The sequence below is a fragment of the Pseudoalteromonas sp. MMG033 genome, assembly GCF_057197785.1.
Window position 1 is genome coordinate 800,369 of record NZ_CM170070.1, and the last position, 23,813, is coordinate 824,181.

Consider the following 23,813-nt stretch of genomic DNA (forward strand, 5'->3'; position numbering starts at 1 on the left):
CCAGTACTAAGCGCCTATGAATCGTAAAAAATCTTATGCCATCCTTTGTTGTTGTATTGCCTTTTTAAGCATCTTAGGATGTAAGCAAACCCCCACTCAAAGTGCAGATCTTCAAGATGTACTTAAGGATTTACTAACACAAAAAGAACCCACGCCAGTTCCCCAAGCCGTGACAATCCGGAGACAACCTGAGCCCGAGCCAAAGCCCTATAAAACATCTGATATATGGGAACATATTGCCCATAATTTACGCTTTGAGCAAACGCCGCATTCACGTGTAAAAGCACGAGTGGATTGGTACTTATCACAACCCAAATACTTACTCACAGTCAATCAACGCTCCTCTGCTTATTTGTACCATATCGTCAAAAAAATAGAGCAGCGCGGCTTGCCCCTAGACTTAGCTCTGTTGCCTTTTGTAGAAAGCGATTTTCGCCCTCATGCCGTGTCAAAGCAAAGTGCTGTGGGTGTATGGCAGCTAGTAGATGCAACCGCTTATCATTTTGGCTTACAAAGCAACGACTGGTACGATGGCAGGCGCGATGTATTGGCATCCACTGATGCCGCACTCTCCTACCTCTCATATTTGCATAAGACCTTTAATGGTGACTGGCTTCATGCTATAGCAGCCTACAACACGGGCGAAGGACGTGTAAAAGCAGCGATAAAGCGCAATAAAAAAGCAGGTAAAAGCACACACTATTGGCACCTTAAACTACCAAAAGAAACCGCCGATTATATCCCTAAATTACTGGCATTAAGTTATCTACTCAAGCATCCTGAAACAGGATTTAAACGACCAGCACTTGCCAACCAAGCCACAACAACCATATTAGATGTAGGACAAGCTTTTAACTTTGGCGTCTTAGCACAGATGCTTGATATCGATAAGCAACAGCTGCACGATCTCAACACTGGTTATTTAAGGCATCAAAGTCCAGAGCAAGGCCCGTATAAATTATTAGTACCACTCACTGAACAAGCATTGATGCAAAGCCCATTTTATCGCGAGCAGTTTAGCCGTCGCTATCATGTTAAGCTTAATGACACCCTCTATGGTATCGCGCGTCAATTTGGCACCTCAGTAAAGAAAATCAAGCAGCTTAATAATAAGCAGAATAACCTGATCCGCGTTGGTGAAAAGCTTTTGATCAATCAAGCTAATATCAATAGAACATTAACTGTAGACTATCAGATCAGTCCTTATTTGGAGCAGCAGGCCACGCCCAAGCAAGCCACAATTGAACACCATCACACAATCGTCTCTGGTGATTCCTTATGGGATTTAAGCCAGCACTATCAAGTGCCTTTAAAAGACTTACTGGATTGGAATAATCTACAATCAGCCAGTATTTTATCTCCCGGTAAAGTCTTGATTTTACATCTCCCAACAACAAAACAAACACAACCTAATGAACAGCAGCACGCCCCTAGTTACCTAGATTTGTTAGAGGGCGCGACTCAACTTAAAGAGGCACCAAGTACTACCGAACCAAACTTGCCCCTAGACTAGGCCCTGACGTAGAATAGAAGGCCACATTCAAGAGATAGAAGAATACATATGCAAATTACAAAAGACACAGCGGTTGAGTTCCATTACACGCTAACTGAAGGTTCGGAGCAAATTGAAACCAGTACGAATGGCGAACCGCTGAGCTACTTGCATGGTCAAGAAGGCATGCTTCCGGGCTTAGAAGCTGCCTTAGATGGTAAAACTGCTGGGGAAAAATTTTCAGTGACATTAGAGCCTAAAGACAGCTATGGTGAATACCAAGAAGGTCTAGTGCAACGTATTCCAATCAAACATTTGCAAGGCTTAGGAAATAATAAAGTTTGGAAACCGGGTATGAGTGCGATTGTTGACTCTAACCAAGGTCGTCATCAAGTGACCATCGTAAAAGTAGGCCGCTTTAATGCAGATTGTGATTTAAACCACCCATTCGCAGGTAAAACACTGACTTTTGACGTCGAAGTGATCAACGTAAGAGCGGCTACAGCAGAAGAGCTGTCTCATGGTCATGTGCATGGCGCTGGCGGCTGCGGTCACGACCACTAAGGAACAATTATGCAACCTGTTGCCATCATCACTGGTGGCAGCTTTGGCATTGGTAAAGCCATTGTTGAAAAGCTGCTAAACCAAAACTATCGTGTTTTTAACCTCGACATTGCCCACAGTGACCTTGGTGAGCACCGTCACTGTGATGTCAGTCAAGTTGACCAAGTCAAAGAGACGATAACGACTATCGTAGCAGAAACAGGACGTGTAGACGCGCTGGTTTCAAATGCAGGCAAGCACCTCAGTGCGACTATCGAGCACACCGATGAAGCAACTTTGGATGCTTTGTTCGCGCTCAATGTTAAAGGGGCTTATGCCGCGATACAGGCAGTGTTGCCTGTCATGAAAAAGCAAAATGACGGTAAAATTGTGCTGATATCATCAGATCAGGCACATATAGGGAAACCCAACTCTTTTGCTTACAATCTTACAAAACACGCTCTCGCTTCTATGGCGAAAACCACTGCTTTAGACTACGCACAGTACAACATACGCGCCAATGCGGTATGTCCAGGCACCATAGAAACACCTCTGTTTCACAATGCCATTGATAAATATTGTGCAAAAAGTGGGGCAAATAAAACTGAGATTGTCGCTGAAGAAGCGGCCCTACAGCCTTTAGGCAGACTGGGGCAGCCCAATGAAGTCGCTGCACTCGTGGCCTTTTTACTCAGTAACGATGCCGCATTTATTACAGGCAGCTTGCAAACAATTGATGGTGGTTACACGGCACGCTAATGAAGATTATCGACCCACATTTGCACTTTTTTGATCTTGAAAAGGGAGGTTATCACTGGTTGAAAAACAACCCACCAGCTTGGCCAAACTTAGACTCGATCCAACAAAACCATTTGCCAGCGGCGATACAGGATGTTACACCATTCAAGGTTGCCGCTTGCGTGCATGTGGAAGCTGGGTTCGATAATAATCATCCAATCAATGAGCTACACTGGCTGGCCGATATTGTGCCACCGCTCCCCTACAAAGCCGTCGCTTATGCCAAAATTGATAGCTCGCCTACACAATTTCGTGCTGCTTTAGAACAACTTCAACATCCAAGCTTAATTGCCATTAGAGACATCACTGAAGGCGATGATGCCAAGCGACTACTATGCAAAAATACAAAGCAAAATCTCCACTATTTAGCGGATCTAAACATACATTTTGAAGCACAGTTTGAAGTACATAACACCACGATAAGCCGCCATATATATGAAATCTATAAAGAGCGACCAGCAGTTACTTTAGTGATCAACCATGCTGGTTTCATGGCGGAGGGCTGTGAGTGGCAAGAAAGTATTGAGTTGCTGTCTCAAATAAAAAACTGCTTTATTAAGTTTTCAGGACATGAGTTGTTAGAGACACCGATGAGCGCGCAGGATCAGCTCAGTGAGCTATTAACTTATTTTGGACCAGAGCGTGTCATGCTGGCATCTAATCACCCAGTTTGCCTAATAAAACGTGACTATCAAGCCCAGTGGCAACACTATTATGAGCTTGTTCAGCGCCTTGATGGCAGTGTGTGGCAGCAACTTAGCTTCGAAAACGCTAAGCGAGTCTATCAACTGACGGTTTAAGAGCGGATCTGTACCAGATCGAACGCGGCCAAGCTTGGGACAATCACTTGTAGGCGCTTTTCCGTCTCATCAAGTGTGTTGAGGCATTCACAGTACTCATTGGCTTTCACTTCAAGTTGCGCTGCTTTTTGTTGTAAAGACTTATCTATCTCTTTAGAGATGATCTCCATCCGCTGACCCATATCAGAAAAACGGCTTTCAATATTCCCTTCTCTAGATTTGAATGCGTCGCCAACTGAAACGAGAATTGCACCGAGAGAGCCGTGCACTGCTGAGTGAATTTTACCACTGATCTCTTTGGTGAAAAAATCATCAATCTTTGAGAGAGATTGGGGTGCTATATAATAAAAATCTTCGCCGCGTTTAAACTTATCCATGAGCGCACGTTCTACATATTGCAGCTGTGTTTTAAGCACTTCAGGGTTGCTATCAGACATGCCTTCTACAACTTGCTCGATTGCGCTTAGGCCTAAATTCACACCGTCAGTTGCCAGGTTAACTAACTCAGGTACTGTGTCACGGATCCCTTTAGCGTACTCTTGAAGCACTTGGGTTTCTTGCTCGTTGAGTTCAACCCACATACCGCGCACAAGTAGCTGATTATCATTATTAATTTGTACGCGAGTTTGACCGTTATCTAGTATTCGGATCACAGAGTCTGTGATAATTAAACCGTGCCCTAACTCAACATCACATTTGTCATCGGCCTGAGTAACCAGAGATGTCCCCAACAATAATGAGAAAAAAATAGATTTAGCGCTAGCTACAGATGACTTCATACTACCCCCATACTTAATAGCATGAGGGTAGCAAATTTTATTTTTTAACCAAACTTATTTTTTAATTTGAGGGTCAAGTACAAGTAAAGCTCTGAGGATTTAAGTGCTATTCTGCCGCTGGGCAAAATGTATATCGCATTAATCGCACAAAAGCGTCAGATGTTTTACCACTGGTACTATCGTTCAAACCATCTGCAAACTGGTAAGTCCAAGCACGAGATATGTCTTTAACATTTGTGGTGCTAGTCCAGTAATTACCACTGTGGTTACCAAGAAAAACCGTTTCATTAATCGCTGGATCTTCGCAACTGCGCTCAACTATTGTTGCCAGCTCTTTGACATTAGGTAACTGCCAGTCATCATGTCCACCTAGTCGGCTGTTATTCGCAGCAGTAAGCGCTTGCTGCCAGCTGAGCTGTTGTTCTTTGTTATCGCAACTTTCAGTTTCTGCGTTATATACAAACCCAAATGTGCAACGTTGCCACATAATGTCAGTTTTGGTGTCACAAACGGTCCCATCAGAGTTGATGACAAAACGCTCCTCAGGAGTTGAAAGCGGAACAGATCCCGTATCAGCACATTGCTGTGCAATTGCCATAGGGCTAAAAATCGAGGCTAACACCATTAGTTTAATTTTCATTGCTATCACCTCGTACTAATCTCACATATGCAGTTTGTGCTTTGGCCCTTGGGATATCATTACCTGTTTCCATATCAACCACGTACGCTCTGGTAAGGTTAGCGTCTAAGCCATTAGTCCCACCAACCGCTGTTTGGCTGGTCCAGTAGTACAAATGACCTTGTAATGATGAGGCTGGCATATTTGGGAAAAAAGCAGGGTCGAGGATATGCACTCCCACACGACCAAAATCAGCAATACTCATTAACTCGGTATAACTTGGCAGCCTCCAGGTATTACCACCACAGTAGCCTCCCGATTCACTATTTACACGATTGATAAAAGCTTGCACACCACACCGATATGTATCGCTAATGTGGGGACAAGGTGCAGGATCTATTACAGGGTATTCACTGCCAATTAATTCTGTTCCGTCGGGGTTTAGAGCCCAAGTATAATGATTTTGTGCATTGCGAGTTGAGGTATTGGGTAACGTACCCGCCGTCGCTTCTTTTACTTCCCAAACTAGACCTGTAATATTGTCTCGCACACAGCTAAAGCTCGACGCATCATTACTAAGCTCTTTCCCATCTGCATCAAGTTTAGTGAAGTCAAACGCAAGATCACCGGATCCCTCTTTGGAGATAAGTGCGGCAACACTGTCCCTACCGAGCTCTGCATCTTGTCGTGGAAACTCAGTATTGGCGCAATCGATTTTGGCAGAGTTGTTATAACAAGCACTCGAACCACTGTCATTCAGCTTACTCAACGGTTTTGGCAGGATATCAATACGTACCTCATCATCTCCGCTTCGGTTAGCTGAGTCAGTCACTGTCACTTTAAATGTCGCAAAGGTTTTATCGTCTTTATCAGGAGCTTGGAAAGTGGTTTTACATGCACTGCTATCCGCTAAAGTAATTGCGTCGCCAGTGCTCGACTGCTGCCATGTGCAAGTATATTGACCATCCACCGTCACGCTTTTAGATGCATCTAAGGTGACGGTATCAAATTCTAAGACTTCCTGATCTTCTCCTGCATTTGCAAGCACCACCTTATCATTTTTGGCTAATGCGACGCTAAAATCCGTTGTTGTACTTCCGCCTTCATCATCAGTGACCGTTAAACGCCAAACTGCTGTTTGAGTATCGGCCAGTAGCGGGTGCACAAAGCTCAATGTCATACTGCCACTGTCTTCTACGACAATATTGCTCGGGCCTGATATCAGTTCCCATTTATACCCTACAACTTGGCCATTATCATCCGGATCACTCGACTCCTCAGCAGACAAAACAACTGTGTCTAAGTATTTAGAAGGTAATGTTGCTGGGCCTGTTTGCGTTACTTTAGCAACTGGCAGTTGGTTATTAGAGGTAATATTAACATTGAGCGTGTCAGAAACCAGTTCTCCAGAGGGTGAAAGGTAATCGACCTTTAGCACAGCGGTGCTGTCGCCTTTCACATCCGGCGCGGTAACTGTCAGTTCTTCGCCGGTTTGTGGGAAACCGTCAATTGATGGCCCGGAGGTCACCTGCCAGTTAAATGTTCCTCCAGTTGGGGAGGCCATCGCTTTGAGTGTAAATTCGTTTTTTTCTATAACAGTGACATCTTGTCCTGCATTGATACTGGCTCTGATAACTTCTTCATCTGAGCCACCTGAACCACCACACCCACTCAATATTGCTGAGACGGCCGCAATGGTAAGCGATTTTTTTAGCATTACAACTCCTAACTGACTACCTCCGAGTCATGTTAGAGGTAGCTATCTTGATGTATACGAACAAATAACTTAGTACCGATTTTACTGTAATCCACCTTGTATTCACGACCATCTAATGACTGAATGAACAGCAGTCGCTTCACTTCACTGAACACATCCGGACTGGATATTTGCACCACCTCTAAATAACGCTCTTTAGCTTCCCGGCGATTTCTCGGTAACTCTTCTTTAAACGGTATCAAACCAGTAGCAGTTACTTTAATCCTCGGATGGGCTTCCCCATTTACGATCACTAAATCGAGCTTTTTATCTTTATGGATGATGGTATTACGACCACTTTTAATAAAGGCTTTATCGAAGCTCATGTATATATCCTGTTACTTCATCTAGCGGTGGCTATTTGCTCATGCAAATCTTTGACCACCTTTTCTGGATTTAATTTCCAGTGGTTTAAAATAGTAGCAAATTGCCATATATCCCTATCTAAAACATTCGCAGGTAATATCAAGTCGTACCCTGTTACCGTCTTCAAATTTTGCATCCGGTTTGCAAACATAGCCATTAGGCCTGTATATGAGCGCCCCTGCGGCGATTCATAACAGGTTTCTTCAATCAGCCATTCTGATGGACAATTGCCATTTGCGCAATGTATTTTAACAGCTTGTAAAAAAATATGCCGTTGTTCTATCAATAACTTCCCAGCCAAACGGGGGGTAAGTTCTACTAAAAACTCATCAATATTGTTTAGTTTAATACCTACAGCATTTAACTCAAGGTTTTCAACTCCTTGAGTCACAAAAGGGACACCACTTGAATGAAAATTTTGGTGTGTGACATGCAAAACCCCAAATTTATGCACATAGTTCAGTGCTAAAGCACTCAATTCGATACTGTAGTATGGTTGCTGACTCTTTAAAAAACCAAGTAATATCGAGCAGATAGCTGCTGCAGCCAAGGCTAACTCTAAAATTGTAGGTGGCGTAGCACGCAATGTCACAAATAAAATAATCACCCCTAAGCAAATTCCACCAGCGAGCATAAACTCTATGCTGTGGCGGTTAGCGGATGCGCGCAACGACACTTTATGCATAATAAAACCACCAATAAAATATCAGCATGGCAATCAGCCATAAGAATAACTTTCTTAATTGTAAGCACCTTTTACAGGGTTTTATTTTACCCATTTCAGTAACCTTTTAGGTACACAGTAATCAGTTCTGTTATATTTTCGTTTAATACACAAATATACAAGATATCCGTGATTTTCTCTTATAAGAATTTTTGTACACTAACCATCTACAAATAGTGAGATGAAATTATGCGTGCAAATCAGTCGGGCAAAGCCCTTTTTCCTACTCTTATTTTAATGCTAATCGCATTGTGCGGCTATCTCTATTTTCCCGCGTCACAAGGAGAGCAATCAAACCGTCCAAACCGAGCTGTGGAAATATCAGTTCATGAAGTTATCACCGAAAACCGTGCCATTACAGCACAAGCCATCGGCTCAGCTCGTGCAAACCAAGCAATAGATATTACGAGTTCGCATAGCGATTACATCAGCGACATTTTATTTATTGATGGTCAAACCGTATCACAGGGTCAAAAACTGGCTCAACTTAACAATAAAGAAGAGTTACTGGCAGTCAAAGAGTTGACGATCAATCTAGCAGAACAACAAAGACAACTCTCGCGACTTACCGAGCTGGCAAAAACACAATCAGCGGCACGCTCCCAATTAGATGCCCAGCGTTCTTCAGTTGATGCGCTAAAAACGCAACTGCAGACCACCAAACTGAAATTATCTGAAATGAGCATACATGCGCCTTTTGATGGTGTGCTTGGTAAACGCTTAGTGTCGATAGGGAGTTATGTAAAAGACAACACCCCCCTTACGACACTTGATGATATTGGTACAATTAAAGTTGACTTCCAATTACCAGAAAAATACTTAGCAAAAATCGCACTGGGAATGAAAGCCAGTGTGACCAGCGATGCCTACAAAACACAACAGTTTATGGGGCAGATCTCTCATATTGATCCACGTATTGATGAGTCGACTCGTAGTATTCAAGTCACTGCCAGCTTTGACAACAGTGAACACTTATTGCGCCCCGGTATGCTCTTAAATGTCGCGGTACAATTACAACAGCTCGATGCTTTAATGGTGCCGGAAAAGAGCCTGATCCCCAGACAAGACAAGCATTTTGTCTATGTGGTCAAAGATAATAAAGTGCATCAACAACAAATTACCTTACTCAATCGTTTTCCAGGTTGGGTTGCTGTTACAGGGCTAAATTCTGGCGAACTGGTCGTCACTGAAGGTACGACCAAAATACGCAGTGGCAGCCAAGTATCTGTAAAGGGGTAAGCAGTGAAGATCACCGATATAGCCGTTAAAAGGCCAATTTTTGCAATTGTAATCAATTTACTATTACTTACCTTCGGGATTGTTGCATTTACTATGTTACCGCTGCGTGAGTATCCGGATATCGAAACACCGATTGTCAATGTCAGCACAGATTACACTGGCGCATCAGCCGCGGTGGTTGAGGCCAAAATCACTCAAGTACTAGAAAATCGCATTTCAGGTATTGAGGGCATTAAAAGTATTAATTCTTCAAGCCGCAATGGCCGCTCAAACATTACCATCGAATTTAACGTCGACAGGGATATTGATGCTGCCGCCAATGATGTCAGAGAACGTGTTTCACGGGCATTAGACCGATTACCCGAGCAAGTTCGACCGCCGGAGGTTTCTAAATCGAGTGATGATGAAAATGCCATTGCATGGTTTGTTTTAAACAGTACCTCAATGGATACGTTACAGCTATCTGATTATGCTCAGCGCTACGTGGTTGATCGTTTGGCTGTGGTTGATGGCGTATCACGGGTACAAATCGGCGGCGAGCGTCGCTATGCTATGAAGATCTGGCTTGATCGCCAAGCTATGGCTGCCAGAGGCGTAACCAGCAGTGATATTGAAAATGTCTTACGTCGCGAAAATGTTGAATTACCTGCTGGGGAAATTGAATCTTTAGACCGTGATTTTGCCGTCCGCATTGCCCGGAGTTATACCTCGCAACGCGACTTTTCAGAACTGGTTGTCAAGCGCGGTGATAACGGTTATCTAGTTCGCCTTGGTGAAGTCGCCAAAGTGTCGTTAGAAGCACAAGATGAAGAAAGCACCTTCCGTGGCAATGGTAAAAACATGATAGGCCTTGGTATCGTTAAACAGGCCAAAGCGAATACGTTAGACGTGGTTGATAATGTTCGTAAAGAACTTATTTCGATAAAGCGAAACTTACCCGAAGGAACAAAAATAGAGGACAGCTACGACTCATCCATTTTCATTCGTGAATCGATTTCTGAAGTTTATCGCACACTCGCTATCGCGATGGGCTTAGTGGTTCTCATCATCTTTATCTTTTTAGGTAACATTCGTGCAACGCTTATCCCCGCAGTCACTGTACCTGTGGCACTCATAGCAACTTTTATGTTTTTATTGGCCATGGGGTATTCCATTAACCTGCTCACCCTACTTGCATTAGTATTAGCCATCGGCCTAGTTGTAGATGATGCCATCGTGATGTTAGAAAACATTCACCGACGCATTGAGCAAGGAGAACCAAGGCTACTTGCAGCATATCGAGGAGCCAGAGAAGTCGGCTTTGCCATCATCGCTACAACGCTCGTCCTAGTGTCTGTGTTTGTGCCATTGATCTTTATGGATGGACGCATCGGTGCGCTATTTACGGAGTTTGCCCTTGCGGTTAGTGCTGCCGTTATTTTCTCAAGTATCACCGCACTGACCTTGTCACCAGCTCTGTGCTCTAAAGTGCTCAAACAAGAGCAAGAGGGGCGTTTTTCGAAGTGGATGAATCATCAATTTGGTCAGTTAGAGCTGCGCTATCAAAACGTATTAAGACGCAACGTAAACAGCCGCTATGGTTTAATCCTCGTGCTCATCCTGTCGCTGGCTGCCAGTTATGGCCTGTTTAAACAGATCCCATCGGAGCTCACGCCCAAAGAAGATCGTGGTACCTTCTTCCTTATGATGAGTGGCCCTGAGGGTGCTAGTTATGAGAATAACGCGGCAAATATGGCACAAATTGAGCAGCATCTAATGCCATATGTTGAAAATAATGAACTCAGCCGCGTACTGATCCGTGTTCCTGGTTGGGGGAGTATGGGTGGTGTTGCCATTGTTGGCATGCCAGACTGGGATGAACGAAAGCGCTCTACTTGGCAAGTCATGTCTGAGATCAGCGGTAAAATGCAACAGGTGACTGACGTAAGAGCATTTGCCATCATGCGCAGAGGCATTGGTGGTGGAGGTTCATCTCGACCCATTGAATTTGTATTACAAGGTAATGATTATCAAGAGCTCGCAGCTTGGCGCGACCGTATTTTTGAACGTGCTCGCAGTAATCCAGGATTAATCAGACTCGATCATGATTATAAAGAAACGTTCCCTCAGTTTTTAATCAGCATAGACAAACTTAAAGCTGCTGATTTAGGTGTGTCGACCAGCGACATCGGCCGTACATTAGAAACCATGTTGGGCCAGCGTCGAGTCACCACTTTTATCGACAGAGGCGAAGAGTATGATGTTATCCTCAAAGGCACCAAGGCTGATTTCGCTGCTCCCACAGATATCAATAATGTGTATGTCACCTCTCGTACGGGGCAACTTATTCCGTTAGACAGCCTTATTACGATCAAAGAAGAAGCGACAGCCGCCCGATTAAATCGCTACAACCGCATGCGAGCAATCACTATTTCGGCTAATTTGGCTGAGGGCTATACGCTAGAGCAAGCACTGGATTTTCTGAATACCGTGGCCAGCGAGGAAAATCACACCGATGGCGCAATAGATTATAAAGGCGAGTCACAGCTCTTTTATGAGGGCGCATCAGCAATGACATATGTCTTTATTCTTGCTTTAACCGTCACCTTCTTAGTCTTGGCTGCGCAATTTGAAAGCTTTGTGCACCCATTTGTGATCATGCTAACCGTGCCGCTTGGTTTAATTGGAGCGATGCTGGGCTTATACTTTAGTGACAGTTCAATCAACATTTACAGCCAAATTGGCATCGTCATGTTGATAGGCCTCAGTGCTAAAAATGGTATTTTGATCGTGGAATTTGCCAACCAATTACGGGATAAAGGCGTGGCGTTTGAGCAAGCGATTATTAGCGCCGCAACGCAGCGTTTACGCCCAATCATCATGACTTCATTGACTACGGTAATGAGTGCCATTCCCCTAGTATTGGCAACAGGTCCAGGTGCGGAAAGCAGAATGGTGATTGGCGTTGTAGTATTTGCAGGTGTCAGTCTAGCAACTATTCTTACCTTGTTTGTTATTCCAACAGCCTATGGCATACTTGCTAAGCGAACCCGCTCACCTGAGCATACTGCTGTTGAGCTCAACAAGCAGCAACAAACGTATCCTCATCGTGAGCAAAACGAAGGAATTGAATAATGAGTCAATCACAACTGGCCACGTTTGGTGGTGGGTGCTTTTGGTGTATCGATGCTGCATTTCGCAGAGTAAAAGGTGTCACGCAAGTAACATCTGGCTACAGCGGTGGCAGTACGCTCAATCCGACATATAAAGAAATTTGTTCAGGTGCTAGCGGCCATGCTGAAGTGGTACAGTTGGCATTTGACCCAAATGTGGTGTCATTTGAAAAACTACTTGAGATGTTTTTTACACTGCACGATCCCACGCAGCTCAATCGTCAGGGTAATGACATTGGTACCCAGTATCGCAGCGTGATTTTTTATCATTCTGATGAGCAATTGCAGCTGGCTCAAGCTTATATAACAAAGCTTCAACCTCAACTACAAGATGCTATTGTCACAGAGCTGAGTGAAATCGAAACGTTTTATGATGCAGAACAGTATCATCAAAACTACTTCGATGAGAATCCCAATCAAGGGTATTGCAGTATTATGATTGCGCCTAAAGTGGCGAAGTTTGAACAGCTATTTTCTAAAGAATTAAATTAAAAAAAAGAGCTAGTAAATACTAGCTCTTTCATCATTCGAATTAAAATTCAATCTTAGCACCGACATACAGCTGACGCCCTAATGGCTTATAGCCTAGCAGCCTGCTACCGTCAGCTGTAAAACCAGCACCTGACGTAAAGTACTCTTTATCAGTTAGATTTTCCATTCGCGCATTTAGCTCAATGCCATCTAACAGTTCGTAGTTCGCTGATAAATTAAACACAGTGTAAGCACTTAACTTTGAGTTATAAAATGCAATAGTCGGTCTGTCTGAGCGATACAGCATAGTCAAATTCACATTCAACTTTTCCCATTGTTTAGTCAAGGTGTAATTGAATGCTTTAGAAGGTCTACGCGGAAGATCCGTCGACGTGCCCGTTGAGTTATCTTTTGCATCAAGTAAAGTTAGGTTTGCAGAGTGTTCAAAGCCAAGCGCTTCAAACTGAGCACTAAGCTCGACACCTTTCATCGTCGCTTTGTTAATATTTTGCGCCACAAACAGTTTAGTTTCTGGGTCTTGAATGTTTGAAATCAAGTTTGTAATTCGGTTTTCAAACACCGCCACGTCATAACGACCCCATGATGACGTTAATGTTAAACCTATTTCATTGTTTTCTGCTTCTTCTGGCTTTATCTCGCCATTAGGCGCGTACCAAGGGCTATCAGCTACAAACGCGTTGCTTAATGTTGGTGCACGGAATGACGTGCCATGATTTATTCTAAATGTTGCATTCTTATGCGCTTTTACACCAAACCCTGTTGTATAGGTATTGGCACGACCATGAAAATCATAGTCATCTGAACGCACAGATAAATTTGCTAGAAACTTCTCATCATCGTAAAACGCACCAGCAAAGATAGCCGTGTTATCTCTTTGTGACTCTGTAAACTTTGCGGTGGATTTTGAAACATCTTCGTTTAGGTGTGAAATACCCGCAGTAGCCTGAAGTGTCTCTAACACTTTAAAACGTGCTTGGTACTCCAACTCACGGCGTTCAGTGCTATAAATATCTTCTTTTTCGGAACCTGTATGCACATTTTCTTCTTGCGATACATTCAAGGCGGCATTTTGCGTTAACGCGTCAGTGCGCTTAACCCAAGCGAGTTTAGCAGTATAATTCTCGAAGTCATATTCATCATTACCCCACGGATTATCATACTCACCAGTACCTTCACTAAATTGGGTAATCGCAGATAACTCACCATATTGTTCAAAGTCATAAGCGAGGTTGAATCCAAAGTTTTTGTTCTCGTATCCGTCTTGATCATGGTCTTTACCAATAGGTGCACTTGGATCTTTTTCGATGACATCGTACCCATCAGTTTGTTCAATGCCGAAGTTGTAGCCCAAGCTCAACTTTTCTACTTTGAGTCTACCAGCAGCTTGCACTTCAACATAATTGTGACTGCCTGATGTCAGAGTGACTTCATGTGTCTGTGCTTCACGCGTAATAATATTAATCACACCAGATACTGCATCAGAGCCATAAATAGCCGCACGAGCGCCTCTCACCACCTCAATTCTTTCAATGCTGTTTACTGGTATGTTAGTAAACGAAACATTGCCAGAATTAGCATCACTAACACGCACACCGTCAATGAGCACAAGCGTATGTTGAATGGATGCGCCACGAACAAAAACACTCGCAATCTGTCCTAATCCACCACTTCTCACCACGTCAACACCGGGTAACGTATTCAATAAAGAGGGAATATCTCTTACATTTAATTGATCGATTTGATCCCGTTCAAGCATTGAAACACTTGCTAGCGTATTTTTTATCGGCTGCTCAAATTTATTTGCAGTGACTGTAATATGCTCTATTTCTTGAGTCGCAGATGTGTGAAATGAAACCGCTGCTAATACAGCAGCACTTAGCGCAGATATTTTTAACATGAAGATCCCCTACTTTGTACCCACCGTACAAAGTTCATCAAATGAGTCAAATTCAAGGCCGGTCTCCGGGCTCAACCACATTACTATAGTTTTACCGTTGCGGGGGCAGCGTTGGGATTGCCAAGTCCAAATTTTGCGCACCAACTTCCCGATTATCCCATACACCCGCTGTTCACCAGCGTTGTTTGGCACCTCGAAATTCCGCGCGTATTGTCTGAGATTTAAGGGGGGATTGTCAATGGACGTCTAGAGTTCCAGTGCCATTTATTGATCTGGAACCCCAGTACTCAAGACCGCTTAGTCTCTGAAATTTTTGAACTGGAATGGTTGGCCCAGATCTGATGTACGAATTAACTGCATGACTTCTTGCAAATCATCGCGCTTCTTGCCTGTTACACGTACTTCTTCACCTTGGATTGCAGCTTGTACCTTTAATTTAGAGTCTTTAATAAGCTTGACAACTTTTTTTGCCATATCCTTATCAATGCCTTGTTTCAAAGCTACTTTGCGCGCAAATGTTTTGCCACTGCGCTCAACGTCTTTCAATTCAAAACACCCTACATCCAGTCCGCGCTTTGCCGCTTTACCAACAACCATGTCAAATAACTGCATGACTTGCTGTTCAGATTCAGACTTTAACTGGATAACTTCATCTTTCAACTCAATAGAAGCTTCAACACCTCTAAAGTCATAACGCGTTTCCAATTCACGGTTAGCATTATCAACGGTGTTTTTCGCTTCCGTCATTTCTATTTCAGATACAATATCAAAAGAAGGCATTGCTCTCTCCTCAAAACAAATTTATGGGCAATTATAACAATGCTCAACAGCAATACGATATACTTTTTTGCATGTACACATGACTTCACCAGAGCATTGAATATGTTCTTCTATACCCATGAGTATTCGAGTATTTACTATTAAGCCACTTTTAATAATTCGGTGTTATACTGATTTTTCATCACATTGAAGTTGGAGTGCATGTGACAAGAAAATTATACCGAGCATTGCTACTATTATTTTTGATCATCGTAACATACCTATTTGCAAAAGAAGTTAACAATCATGCTATTAGGGTTGAGCACCTAGATAAGGTGGTGCATTTTGGGGTATTTTTCGCGTTGGCTTTTTTTTCGCATCGTGCGTTTAAATTTAAGATCTGGTTTCATATGATTTTACTCACTAGCTATGGTGCTGCTGTAGAATGGATGCAATCTACGCTGCCATATAGGCAGGCTTCCCTTGGCGACTTTATTGCAGATATCAGCGGCGCGATGAGCTATTTTATCGCTATCTGGCTGTTTGATAAATATAAGCAGAGACGAGCAACATCATGAGTCAGGTCTACATACTTGGTTGCGGCGCTGTTGGACTATTGCTGGCAGAAAAACTTGCAAAAGAGCATTCTGTCACGCTTATCACGCGCAATTTACCCTACCAAGCGTTTTTGTTTGTTCAAGGTACAGAGCAAACTCGCCTTAATATAAAAGTGACTACTTTAGATCAGCTCAGTGAACAAATTCATACCTGTATTATTCCCGTCAAGGCATACCAAGTTGAACAAGCCGTCTCTGACATAACACCCCACTTAAGTGATAATGCAAATCTCATTCTCAGCCACAATGGTATGCATGATATTCAGAGTATTCAAACACAGCTCGAACCAAAACACGCCCTCTTTTTCTTCAGCACTTCCATGGGTGGCATGAAACCAACCCCAAATTCAGTCATATTTAAAGGATCTGGCCTCTCGCAGCTTGGGGCGTGTAACCAGATCGCGAAACAACAACTGAATACACTGTATCAAACATGGTTTGCAAAGCATTTTGACCCGATTGAAGTGGTTGATGACATTAATTTGATCCGGTGGCAAAAGTTATGCGTCAACATTGCCATTAACCCGTTAACAGCATTACACCAATGTCAAAACGGCGCCTTAAGAGCCCCAAAATATGCACGCAAAGTGTTGAACTTACTTAATGAGACATGTGAAATCGCAAGGTTAGAAGGGGTTGAATTACAACTGAGTGAAGAGCTAACACGTGCCTATCATGTTATGACATTGACCGCAAACAACACCTCATCCATGGCACAAGATATCAAACTGAATAGACACTCTGAAATAGATGCAATCTGTGGATTTGTTTCCACCGTGGCGAAAAAGCATGGCCGCCAGGCCCCTCAAAATGAGCGCCTTTGGCAGCAAATAAAACAAAAAGAGCAGGCTTAAACCTGCTCTTATTTATGGGCGATAAACTTTAACTTTAGTAAAGCCATTTTCATGCAAAATGAGCGCTTGTAACTGGCTCATGACCCCTTTACTACAATACAGGTAATAATCCTTATCTTGAGGTAAATCACCAAACTTAGTCGCTAGACGGAAAAATGGCAGGTGAATAACTTCAATACCCTCAATTTCAAGCGGATCTGCATCTTCTTCTTCTGGAGAGCGAATATCAACAACGACGGCATTTTCTGGAAGTTCTTTCACATTTTCAGCTTCTTTGACTTCCTCTTTCGCTTCCACCTCAATGTCACGAATATCTTTAATCACCGCATTATCAACCACTGTATTCAGTACATCAAAATCGAAATTCGCTTCTTCAGCTTCAATTTTCTCAAGTACCGCTTTAACTGTCGGCTTTTTAGAAATAACACCACAGTACTCAGGCATTGCTTCTGCCATTTCACAAGTACCAATTTCACGTGCAATGCGGATGATCTCTTCTTTGTCGTTTTGGATAAGCGGCCTTAAAATCAAAGTTTCAGTCACACGGTCGATAACACTTAAATTGGCCAGAGTTTGACTCGATACTTGACCGATACTTTCACCCGTTACTAACGCTTGAATTCTTAACTTTTGAGCAACTGCACTACCGGCACGCATCATCATACGCTTTAAGATCACACCCATTTGGCTGTTTTCTACATTTTCTAGTATTTCAGCAACAACCGGTTCAAAGTCGACAGTGATGAACTTCACCTTATGCGTTGAACTATATTGCTTCCACAGGTAATGACTCACTTGCTTTACGCCGATTTCGTGCGCTGCACCGCCTAGGTTAAAGAATAAAAAGTGAGTGCGCGCCCCTTTTCTGATCATTTGATAACTGGCAACACCTGAATCGAACCCACCTGACATTAGAGACAGTACGTCTTCTTGCGTGGGTAAAGGGAAGCCTCCTAATCCACGGTATTGTGTACGTACGATATAGGCAAACTGATCTTTAATTTCAATTTTTACAGTTTCTTCTGGACGAGTTAACTTTACACTTGCCGTTTCAACGTTTTGATTCAAACCGCCGCCGACATAACGCTCTACATCACTTGAAGTAAAATCATGCTTGCCTTGGCGTTTCACTCGCACACAAAACGTCTTATTTTCAATTTGTTCACGCACCAACGGCAAGGTATGTTGATATATGTCATCCAGAGTTTCAAAACTAACTTCTTGTACTTCTAAAAATAACGTCACACCAGGCACACGTTTAAGGCCATCAATTAGCGCTAATCGTGTTTTATCATCGCTAAGCTGACTGACAACCGTAATGTTATCCCAATTGTTTTTCACAAAAATCTTTTCATCAACTCGACCTAGCAAAAGCTTGATGTTTTTTTCTAAGATTTTAGTAAAACGCTTGCGCACTGATTTACTTTTGATGACGATCTCAGGATGCAGCTTGACGATAAATTTAAGCATATGAAGTTACTCGCTGGTGTGAAACTATAAACGCATAAGACGTTGAATCATTTTAAGGCGCGGGATTATAGCAAACTTATTAAAGACTAGGAAATAATCAGGGTGATTGGCAACTTGAATAAATAATAAGACCAGCCGCCAGCCATAACTGGCAGCTTGATAGATAGAAGGTTAGGCAATACTCGGTAGGCTAGTATCTGCTTGTTCTTGATAATAATCACGCAACTGTGCGATTTTTTCACTGCTCATTTGAGTCGCATAAGGCTTAAATAACATCAATACCTTGACGATACCATTGTAAATATCTTTTTGCTCTAACACCCCTGTTAATCTTCTAGCTTTAACATAAGGCGTCCAGAAACTCACAACCATTTTAAGCATATGCGCAAGCTCATCGACATCATAATCTTCAATATCAATCACGCCAGCACTGCGCAGACCAATAACCACAGCTTTTACCTGTTCGAATAATTGAGACTGAAATTCAATGTAGTCCTTTTTTAAGCTTTTATCACGCGCCAAAATATCAGTAAGGTTGTCGTAAAAGAAATGATATCGCCACATCAATTCAAACAGTGAGTCCAAATACTGAGTTAGCTGCTCAAGTGGCTCATGCTCAATACTCAAGGGCTTGAAATGCGTGCTCAAATGTTCACTGTAGAGAGAAAAAATATGCCTAATGATGTCTTCTTTATTTTTGAAATGATAATACAAATTTCCTGGGCTTATCCCCATATTTGATGCTATGTGATTCGTAGTGATCGCTCGCTCGCCATGAAGATTAAACAAGGCAATACTCGTACGAATTATTTTTTCCTTGGTATTCATATCCAACTCTCTTTACACGCTTAATTGAAGTAATGGCTTACGGCCACTTGGTTAATTGAAAATAGCACTAAACATATACAAGGTTAAATGAGCAAATTTGAAAGCAGACCAGTGAATTTGCATCAGAAGCTTGCTAACATAGCAAAAATTTTTTGTGTTGCAACAATCCCATGAAAGTTATCGCCCTATATCCAGGTACATTTGACCCTTTGACTAACGGCCATTCAGACCTCATTAAACGCGCTGCCAAAATGTTCGATACGGTTGTGCTTGCTATTGCTCATAATCCAACTAAAAAACCATGTTTTACGCTAGAGGAGCGTGTCGAATTGGCTGAGCAAATTCTCACCGACATTCCTAATGTCAAAGTCATTGGTTTTTCAGGGCTATTGGTTGATTTAGCCAAAGCACAAGGGGCCAATGTTTTAATTAGAGGCATTAGGGCGGTTTCTGACTTCGACTATGAATTTCAACTTGCCAATATGAACCGTAGACTTTACCCAGAGTTAGAAAGTGTGTTCCTAACGCCTTCAGAAAAGAACTCTTTCATTTCTTCAACCTTAGTGAAAGAAGTCGCACTTCATCATGGTGATGTCAGTGAATTTGTCGATCCGATTGTTGCAAAGGCTCTATTGGAGAAGTTACATAAATGAAGTTAAAACAACTGTGTGCAATCAGTCTTTGCGCCATGTCTTTTCACAGCGATGCATCACCTTGGATATCCGCAGAAGATAACACACTGAAGCACTCTATTGACCTATTAGTCAGCCACGGGTTAATCAATCGTCCCGTAAACCAATATCCATTATTATGGCAAGGCATTACATCTGACCTAAAGCAAATAAAGTCTTCTCAGTTAAATAATGAAACCGCTTTTGCAGTCAGTCACCTGCGCCATGCTTTGCAGTATGCAAAACGTACAAGGACTTCTGGTATCAAAACTCACTTTAGAGAACATCCAGAAACGAGCTCGGGGATGGGAGAAAACCCAAGAGAAAAGTCTGGAGTAACAACTTTTGGACAGATCACAGGCGCTAATGTCAGTGCTCGCGTTCAAGTTAACTATGCTGACGACGCTGCAGATGGAAAATATGTTAATCATCATGGTAGTCACCTCGCAATACTGTTGGGAGATTGGTCACTCAGTGCTGAGAGGCTAGATTATTGGTGGGGGCCAGGTAATGAGACTGCCTTACTTCTTTCAAATAACGCCACACCGATGAAAGCTGTGCGATTGAGTCGCGCAAATACAAACTACAATGGTCCACAGTTTTTATCTTTTATTGGGCCATGGCAAATCACTGCTATTGCCGCAAAACAAAAACCTCGTAACAAAGAAGGTGACTTTTGGGGAGCGCGTTTTTCAGCAACCCCAATCCAAGGGTTAGAGCTTGGTTTCGCGACAACGGGAAGCGATTTCATCTTCACCCAACTCGACACCACCACCGAAATAGATAAACGTCGCATAACCAGTATCGACTTTAAATACTCCTCTATTTTTAACCAACTGCCTGTTGCAATTTATGCTGAATATAGTGGTGATAATGATACAGGTATTATGCCTGATGAAGCGCTATTTACAGCAGGTATAGAAACCTATTGGTCCAATGAAGACTACAGAGTTAAAGGCTTTATTGAATATAGTGATACAACAACAGACTGCTTGGCAGAGTCCGCTAGCTTTCAATGTAACTTCCAGCAAGCAGGAAAAGGCTCTGACTACAAGGAATATGACTTATGGCTTGGCGCGGGTATAGGCCCACAAGCTAAGAGCATTACTGTAGCTGCAGATTATTTCCAAATTGAGGGAACTGGGGGTTATGCAAAGCTAAAACTTACTGAGTTTGAGTCAATGCAAATGGATCGCACGTTAATTGAAGTAGGTTATCAGCAAGCACTTTGGGCTGGTTTATTAAAAACCAATTTCACAATCTGGAAAGATGAAACGGACCTGCAAGATGATACTCATCAATCATTAGGCTTAAGCTGGGAATACCAATACTAACGTAACTCGTGCTGTTATTAGTCCCACACTAATAACAGCCTAAACCTTAGCTGAGACTGGGTCTTTTAAGAGCTTGCGAGTCATTAAATGCAAACCTAAAAAGTCTCGATTAAGGATCACAACACTCACCATAATTAAATCGACAATGTTCACTGCAGATGAGTAGAAATACCATAATGCCCAAGGCTCTAAGTTACCTAGCAAGTATGAATCGGTAAACATTGCTAAAAATAATAATGCATTAATCGTAAGGCCTATACAGCAGTATACATAACATGGCGCTGCAGAAGCCTTCTTAAATAGAAAGCGCCTAGCCCAAACTAGAGCAATCAATGTCAATAAGTCATAGGCGAGCAAGACTCCGAAATCAATAGCCTCAAAGTTAACAGGCATTGTGAGATCACTAAAACTATATGACACTGCCAAAATAGTTGCGCAGGCTAAAGCCTGCACATTTTTATTTACGGCCAATATGTAAAAAGACACATGGAGTAAACTGGCCATAAAAAAGCCCCAAATCACAAGGGCTCCGATACTTAATCCGAAATAATCAAATGCCATTATCTACGTTGAGTATATGAAAAGCGCTTTTTAGGATAATTACCACTACCACGCCCGCCAGATATCACCTTCAAGCTTTCGAGAGATGTAATCACATTACCAGACTTTATCTTTGTTTTTCCAGCATTTTCAGGTGAGTCGAAATTTTCGATAGTTAAGTTAAACATTGCTTTCCCTCTATATGAATTTATTCATTTCAGCTATCACAACAAAATGAAAAGCTAAAACTCTAGAACCCATATATAAGCAACAAGCAGGCCAATTAAAAACAAAAATAAAACAAAAAATTTACGACAAACCAAAATGCACAATAAATAAACTATTGTTTTTTATATGAACAATTAAATTATCCCCTTTAATGAAATTATAACCCCATGAATAACAATGAAATTTGCAACACTCTATTTTATTAACAAAACATCCTCTAAAGAACTCACATACGTACGCTCAAAAAATAGAATATAAATATCAATTAAATCATAACCTTGTGTAATTACTTAAGATTAAAGAGATATGAAAGAAATGAACATGCAGCTTAGTAGTACGGGAAATAAAGCACATAAAAGGGACAAAAAAGGTTAACGTACGCAACAGTGAAAAAATCATGTAAACACAATTTTTTTAAGAGAGGTATAAAAAATACCTCTCTTAATTGAGGATAAAGATACTTAATCTTCGATGGCGCCTTTAAAGTGATTAATTGCAGCCGTCACTTGCGGCAAAGAAGTGCCACCCAATGCTTGCCTTGCGGCAATACAAGCGGCAATTTCTAACCGCGGATAGACATCACTGTCAATTTTTGGACATACAAGTTTAAATTCATCCAAAGCGAGAGCTTCTAAATTCTTGCCCTGCTCAATGGCGATTTGCACCAATTGCCCAACTATGTGATGCCCTTCTCTAAAAGGAACACCTTTAGCGACAAGATAATCTGCAAGTTCAGTTGCATTAGCGTGCCCGCCTTGCGCAGCCTTTAGGGTCGCTTCAGCATTCACTTTTACCCCTTTAATACAAGATTCCGCCATATGAATACATGCGATCCACGTTGGTAGGGCATCAAAAAGGCCTTCTTTATCTTCTTGCATATCTTTGTTATAGGCCAAAGGTAGTGCTTTGAGTGTCATCATCATGGCACTAAATGCGCCAAAAACACGTCCTGTTTTACCTCGAATTAACTCCAGCGCATCTGGATTTTTCTTCTGCGGCATTAAGGATGATCCAGACGTCACGTTATCTGCCAATTCAATAAAGCCTGACTCACCACTATTATAAAAGATCATATCTTCAGCAAGACGCGAGAGGTGCATCATTGAAATAGACGCACAGCTTAGTAGCTCTACCACAAAGTCTCTATCTGAGACGGCATCTAAACTATTACGCGTCGCATTTTTAAACCCTAACTGTGTCGCTAAGTGTTCTCTATCAATGGCGTAAGCCGTACCCGCCAATGCGCCTGATCCCAACGGACATTCATTGAGACGTTCAATGGCATCACTCAAACGTGAAACATCTCTGGTTAACATCTCTACATACGCCATGCACCAATGGCTAAACAGCACAGGTTGTGCACGCTGCAAATGGGTATAACCAGGTAAAATAGTCTCTAACTCTCGCTCAGCCAATTGCACAAGCGCACATTGTAATGACTTAATTGCCGTGACAATTTGCTCAGCGGTTTGACGTGACCACAAGCGAAAGTCCGTAGCAACCTGATCATTGCGACTGCGGCCCGTATGTAGCTTTTTGCCTAAGTCCCCAACTTTTTCTATCAGCTTCGCCTCAACATAGGAGTGAATATCTTCATAACCACTGCTTGCAATCGACGCCCTATCTTGCACTGACTCCTCTAACAGTGAGTTTAGAGCAGCGACAAGCTGCCCACGCTCTTCTTTTGTCAAAACTCCGACTTGCTCAAGTGCACCAGCCCATGCAATTGAACCGACAATATCTTGCTCAACCAACTGATAGTCAAAAGGTAATGAATCATTAAATTGCTTAAAAGCTTGATCTGGGCCTGAAGAAAATCGCCCGCCCCATAGTGCCATAACGTATAACTCCTTTA

The 23,813-nt window shown here is 42.4% G+C and carries 21 protein-coding genes, 1 pseudogene and 1 riboswitch; of the genes and pseudogenes, 11 read left to right on the plus strand and 11 right to left on the minus strand.

What is annotated here, in order from left to right:
• Positions 1-16: 16 nt before the first annotated feature.
• The 4 genes from AC2CZC_RS03830 to AC2CZC_RS03845 are packed head-to-tail and all read left to right on the plus strand — an operon-like array spanning position 17 to position 3,633.
• Positions 17-1,513 carry a transglycosylase SLT domain-containing protein gene (locus AC2CZC_RS03830; protein WP_484583876.1) on the plus strand — a complete coding sequence of 499 codons (1,497 nt, stop codon included), beginning with the start codon at positions 17-19 and terminating at the stop codon, positions 1,511-1,513.
• Positions 1,514-1,561: 48 nt separating this feature from the next.
• Positions 1,562-2,056 carry an FKBP-type peptidyl-prolyl cis-trans isomerase gene (locus AC2CZC_RS03835; RefSeq protein ID WP_484583877.1) on the plus strand — a complete coding sequence of 165 codons (495 nt, stop codon included), beginning with the start codon at positions 1,562-1,564 and terminating at the stop codon, positions 2,054-2,056.
• A gap of 9 nt (positions 2,057-2,065) precedes the next feature.
• Complete coding sequence (locus AC2CZC_RS03840) at positions 2,066-2,794, plus strand: SDR family NAD(P)-dependent oxidoreductase (protein WP_484583878.1); 729 nt, start codon at positions 2,066-2,068, stop codon at positions 2,792-2,794.
• Positions 2,794-3,633, plus strand: coding sequence for an amidohydrolase family protein (locus AC2CZC_RS03845; protein ID WP_484583879.1), 840 nt, complete (start codon positions 2,794-2,796; stop codon positions 3,631-3,633). Before AC2CZC_RS03840 ends, AC2CZC_RS03845 begins: the two co-directional genes overlap by 1 nt.
• Here the strand turns inward: AC2CZC_RS03845 and AC2CZC_RS03850 are convergent.
• From AC2CZC_RS03850 to AC2CZC_RS03870, 5 genes are all read right to left on the minus strand, one after another.
• A complete protein-coding gene (locus AC2CZC_RS03850) occupies positions 3,630-4,412 on the minus strand; it encodes a YggN family protein (RefSeq protein WP_484583880.1) in 783 nt (260 codons plus the stop codon). The genes AC2CZC_RS03845 and AC2CZC_RS03850 overlap by 4 nt on opposite strands.
• A gap of 106 nt (positions 4,413-4,518) precedes the next feature.
• Positions 4,519-5,052: an Lcl C-terminal domain-containing protein gene (locus tag AC2CZC_RS03855; RefSeq protein WP_484583881.1), complete on the minus strand. Its 534-nt coding sequence runs from the start codon at positions 5,050-5,052 to the stop codon at positions 4,519-4,521.
• Positions 5,042-6,748 (minus strand): Lcl C-terminal domain-containing protein, encoded by a 1,707-nt coding sequence (locus tag AC2CZC_RS03860; RefSeq protein ID WP_484583882.1) that lies wholly within the window; start codon positions 6,746-6,748, stop codon positions 5,042-5,044. Before AC2CZC_RS03860 ends, AC2CZC_RS03855 begins: the two co-directional genes overlap by 11 nt.
• A 32-nt stretch (positions 6,749-6,780) precedes the next feature.
• Positions 6,781-7,113, minus strand: coding sequence for a hypothetical protein (locus AC2CZC_RS03865; protein ID WP_039608288.1), 333 nt, complete (start codon positions 7,111-7,113; stop codon positions 6,781-6,783).
• 17 nt (positions 7,114-7,130) lie between these two features.
• Positions 7,131-7,838, minus strand: a complete 708-nt coding sequence (locus AC2CZC_RS03870) for a DUF2982 domain-containing protein (RefSeq protein WP_284022105.1) — start codon at positions 7,836-7,838, stop codon at positions 7,131-7,133.
• A gap of 228 nt (positions 7,839-8,066) precedes the next feature.
• On the opposite strand from AC2CZC_RS03870, the gene AC2CZC_RS03875 reads away from it, so the two are divergent.
• Genes AC2CZC_RS03875 through msrA form a run of 3 tightly spaced genes read left to right on the plus strand, consistent with a single transcriptional unit; the run spans position 8,067 to position 12,760 of the window.
• A complete protein-coding gene (locus tag AC2CZC_RS03875; protein WP_484583883.1) occupies positions 8,067-9,116 on the plus strand; it encodes an efflux RND transporter periplasmic adaptor subunit in 1,050 nt (349 codons plus the stop codon).
• A gap of 3 nt (positions 9,117-9,119) precedes the next feature.
• The gene (locus AC2CZC_RS03880) at positions 9,120-12,230 is read left to right on the plus strand and encodes an efflux RND transporter permease subunit (protein WP_484583884.1); all 3,111 of its coding nucleotides are present in this window, start codon (positions 9,120-9,122) and stop codon (positions 12,228-12,230) included.
• On the plus strand, positions 12,227-12,760 hold the full coding sequence (gene msrA / locus AC2CZC_RS03885; protein ID WP_484584839.1) for a peptide-methionine (S)-S-oxide reductase MsrA: 534 nt from the start codon (positions 12,227-12,229) through the stop codon (positions 12,758-12,760). Before AC2CZC_RS03880 ends, msrA begins: the two co-directional genes overlap by 4 nt.
• 40 nt (positions 12,761-12,800) lie before the next feature.
• Here msrA and AC2CZC_RS03890 read toward each other — a convergent pair whose 3' ends face one another.
• On the minus strand, positions 12,801-14,657 hold the full coding sequence (locus tag AC2CZC_RS03890) for a TonB-dependent receptor domain-containing protein (protein WP_484583885.1): 1,857 nt from the start codon (positions 14,655-14,657) through the stop codon (positions 12,801-12,803).
• Between the two features lie 39 nt (positions 14,658-14,696).
• Positions 14,697-14,868: riboswitch (cobalamin riboswitch) on the minus strand.
• Between the two features lie 86 nt (positions 14,869-14,954).
• The gene (locus tag AC2CZC_RS03895; protein ID WP_237136023.1) at positions 14,955-15,437 is read right to left on the minus strand and encodes a YajQ family cyclic di-GMP-binding protein; all 483 of its coding nucleotides are present in this window, start codon (positions 15,435-15,437) and stop codon (positions 14,955-14,957) included.
• 203 nt (positions 15,438-15,640) lie between these two features.
• Here AC2CZC_RS03895 and AC2CZC_RS03900 point away from each other — a divergent pair, with 203 nt between their 5' ends.
• Both AC2CZC_RS03900 and AC2CZC_RS03905 read left to right on the plus strand, forming a co-directional pair.
• The gene (locus tag AC2CZC_RS03900; protein WP_484583886.1) at positions 15,641-15,994 is read left to right on the plus strand and encodes a VanZ family protein; all 354 of its coding nucleotides are present in this window, start codon (positions 15,641-15,643) and stop codon (positions 15,992-15,994) included.
• Positions 15,991-16,887: a ketopantoate reductase family protein gene (locus AC2CZC_RS03905; RefSeq protein WP_484583887.1), complete on the plus strand. Its 897-nt coding sequence runs from the start codon at positions 15,991-15,993 to the stop codon at positions 16,885-16,887. Before AC2CZC_RS03900 ends, AC2CZC_RS03905 begins: the two co-directional genes overlap by 4 nt.
• A gap of 12 nt (positions 16,888-16,899) precedes the next feature.
• Here AC2CZC_RS03905 and thiI read toward each other — a convergent pair whose 3' ends face one another.
• Both thiI and AC2CZC_RS03915 read right to left on the minus strand, forming a co-directional pair.
• Positions 16,900-18,357, minus strand: coding sequence for a tRNA uracil 4-sulfurtransferase ThiI (gene thiI / locus AC2CZC_RS03910; protein WP_484583888.1), 1,458 nt, complete (start codon positions 18,355-18,357; stop codon positions 16,900-16,902).
• 171 nt (positions 18,358-18,528) lie between these two features.
• The gene (locus AC2CZC_RS03915; RefSeq protein WP_484583889.1) at positions 18,529-19,185 is read right to left on the minus strand and encodes a TetR/AcrR family transcriptional regulator; all 657 of its coding nucleotides are present in this window, start codon (positions 19,183-19,185) and stop codon (positions 18,529-18,531) included.
• A 170-nt stretch (positions 19,186-19,355) separates the two neighbouring features.
• On the opposite strand from AC2CZC_RS03915, the gene coaD reads away from it, so the two are divergent.
• Both coaD and AC2CZC_RS03925 read left to right on the plus strand, forming a co-directional pair.
• Entirely contained in the window at positions 19,356-19,838 is a 483-nt protein-coding gene (gene coaD, locus AC2CZC_RS03920) for a pantetheine-phosphate adenylyltransferase (protein WP_484583890.1), read from the plus strand.
• On the plus strand, positions 19,835-21,190 hold the full coding sequence (locus AC2CZC_RS03925) for a capsule assembly Wzi family protein (RefSeq protein ID WP_484583891.1): 1,356 nt from the start codon (positions 19,835-19,837) through the stop codon (positions 21,188-21,190). The genes coaD and AC2CZC_RS03925 overlap by 4 nt, the downstream gene beginning before the upstream one ends.
• Positions 21,191-21,229: 39 nt before the next feature.
• Here the strand turns inward: AC2CZC_RS03925 and AC2CZC_RS03930 are convergent, their stop codons facing one another.
• Both AC2CZC_RS03930 and argH read right to left on the minus strand, forming a co-directional pair.
• Positions 21,230-21,694 (minus strand): hypothetical protein, encoded by a 465-nt coding sequence (locus tag AC2CZC_RS03930; RefSeq protein ID WP_484583892.1) that lies wholly within the window; start codon positions 21,692-21,694, stop codon positions 21,230-21,232.
• Between the two features lie 743 nt (positions 21,695-22,437).
• Positions 22,438-23,796, minus strand: a pseudogene (gene argH / locus AC2CZC_RS03935) (argininosuccinate lyase); the annotation flags it as partial.
• Positions 23,797-23,813: the final 17 nt, after the last annotated feature.